Consider the following 2,493-nt stretch of genomic DNA (forward strand, 5'->3'; position numbering starts at 1 on the left):
CACAGCTTATCGGCTGTTTGAGAGCGGAGGCGGGCATCGTGGATGGGTGCCTGAGCGGGGCTTGTAGCTCAGTTGGTCAGAGCACACGCTTGATAAGCGTGGGGTCGTTGGTTCAAATCCAACCAGGCCCACCAGACAGGGGGGCATAGCTCAGCTGGGAGAGCACCTGCTTTGCAAGCAGGGGGTCGTCGGTTCGATCCCGTCTGCCTCCACCAGTCAGGTTAGAGGATACGGGGTACGGGAAGGGTTTGGCCTGACTGTATCCTGTGACCTGAAAGAGGCTGTTCTTTAACAATTTGGAAGGAGTCGAGAGCTTAGAGTCGGTTGTGTAAGCGACTGGCTCGAGCTGGGTTTGATTGTGAGCGTGCTGGAAGTTTAAGGGCTTCTGGTGCGTGGGAATCATCGTCAAGCAGTGTGAGCTGTTTGAGGTGATAGGGTCAAGCGACCAAGTGCATGTGGTGGATGCCTTGGCGGTTACAGGCGAAGAAGGACGTGGTAGCCTGCGAAAAGCCTCGGGGAGCTGGCAAACGAGCGTTGATCCGGGGGTGTCCGAATGGGGAAACCCGGCCCGCAAGGGTCACCCAAAGCTGAATCCATAGGCTTTGAGGGGCGAACTGGGCGAACTGAAACATCTCAGTAGCCCAAGGAAAAGAAATCAACCGAGATTCCGCAAGTAGTGGCGAGCGAACGCGGAGGAGCCTCCACGATTTAGCCATCTGTCTAGCAGAACGGTCTGGAAAGTCCGGCCATAGAGGGTGATAGCCCCGTATGCGAAAGGTGGGTGGTGGAACTAGGCGTGGGACAAGTAGGGCGGGGCACGAGAAACCCTGTCTGAAGATGGGGGGACCATCCTCCAAGGCTAAATACTCGTAACCGACCGATAGTGAACCAGTACCGTGAGGGAAAGGCGAAAAGAACCCCGGGAGGGGAGTGAAATAGAACCTGAAACCGCATGCATACAAACAGTGGGAGCCCCTGCTTTAATGGCCTTTGGGTCTTTGTTGTTTGCGTAGAGAACAGCAGAAGATGGGTGAGAAGGGGTGAATGATTTCCTTACTAGAGGGTGAGGGTCATTAAAGCAGGGGTGACTGCGTACCTTTTGTATAATGGGTCAGCGACTTACATTCTGTGGCGAGCTTAACCGATAGGGGAGGCGAAGCGAAAGCGAGTCTGAAGAGGGCGCATAGTCGCAGGGTGTAGACCCGAAACCGGGTGATCTATCCATGGCCAGGCTGAAGGTGGGGTAACACTCACTGGAGGGCCGAACCCACTACTGTTGAAAAAGTAGGGGATGAGCTGTGGATAGGGGTGAAAGGCCAAACAAACCCGGAAATAGCTGGTTCTCTCCGAAAACTATTGAGGTAGTGCCTCGTGATAGGCCCTCGGGGGTAGAGCACTGTTATGGCTAGGGGGGAGTCACATCCCTACCAAACCATTGCAAACTCCGAATACCGGGGAGTCGTTTCACGGGAGACAGACATCGGGTGCTAACGTCCGGTGTCGAGAGGGAAACAACCCAGACCGCCAGCTAAGGTCCCCAATGCATGGCTAAGTGGAGAACGATGTGGGAAGGCTAAGACAGCCAGGAGGTTGGCTTAGAAGCAGCCACCCTTTAAAGAAAGCGTAATAGCTCACTGGTCGAGTCGTCCTGCGCGGAAGATGTAACGGGGCTTAAGCCATGAACCGAAGCTGCGGGCTTAGATGTCCTTTGGGATATTTGAGCGGTAGGAGAGCGTTCCGTAGGCCTGTGAAGGTGTGGGGTGACCCATGCTGGAGGTATCGGAAGTGCGAATGCTGACATGAGTAGCGATAAAGGGAGTGAAAAGCTCCCTCGCCGAAAGCCCGAGGTTTCCTGCGCAACGTTCATCGGCGCAGGGTGAGTCGGCCCCTAAGGTGAGGCAGAAATGCGTAGCTGATGGGAAACGGGTTAATATTCCCGTACCGCTTTCAGATGCGATGGGGGGACGGAGAAGGTTAGGTGGGCCGGGTGTTGGACGTCCCGGTTTAAGCGTGTAGGCGTGCCCTTTAGGCAAATCCGGAGGGTGAAGCCAAGGCGTGATGACGCAACCTCCTTTTGGAGGCCAAGCCACTGATACCATGCTTCCAGGAAAAGCCTCTAAGCTTCAGTCTGAGAGTGACCGTACCGCAAACCGACACAGGTGGGCAGGGTGAGAATCCTAAGGCGCTTGAGAGAACTCAGGAGAAGGAACTCGGCAAATTGGCACCGTAACTTCGGGAGAAGGTGCGCCCCTGGTACGTGAAGTGGCTTGCCCATGGAGCGGAAGGGGGCCGCAGTGAAAAGGTGGCTGCGACTGTTTAATAAAAACACAGCACTCTGCAAACACGGAAGTGGACGTATAGGGTGTGACGCCTGCCCGGTGCCGGAAGGTTAAGTGATGGGGTGCAAGCTCCTGATCGAAGCCCCGGTAAACGGCGGCCGTAACTATAACGGTCCTAAGGTAGCGAAATTCCTTGTCGGGTAAGTTCCGACCT

At 55.4% G+C, this 2,493-nt stretch carries 2 tRNA genes and 1 rRNA gene; all 3 read left to right on the forward strand.

Annotation, left to right across the window (positions count from 1 at the left end):
• The first annotated feature begins 57 nt into the window (after positions 1 to 57).
• A tRNA-Ile gene (locus K6T56_11210) sits at positions 58 to 134 on the forward strand.
• A 5-nt stretch (positions 135 to 139) separates the two neighbouring features.
• A tRNA-Ala gene (locus K6T56_11215) sits at positions 140 to 215 on the forward strand.
• A 220-nt stretch (positions 216 to 435) separates the two neighbouring features.
• Positions 436 to 2,493, forward strand: a 23S ribosomal RNA gene (locus K6T56_11220); the annotation flags it as partial.

The sequence above is a fragment of the Burkholderiales bacterium genome (assembly GCA_023511995.1).
In the GTDB taxonomy this organism is placed as follows: Bacteria; Pseudomonadota; Gammaproteobacteria; order Burkholderiales; family Thiobacteraceae; genus Thiobacter.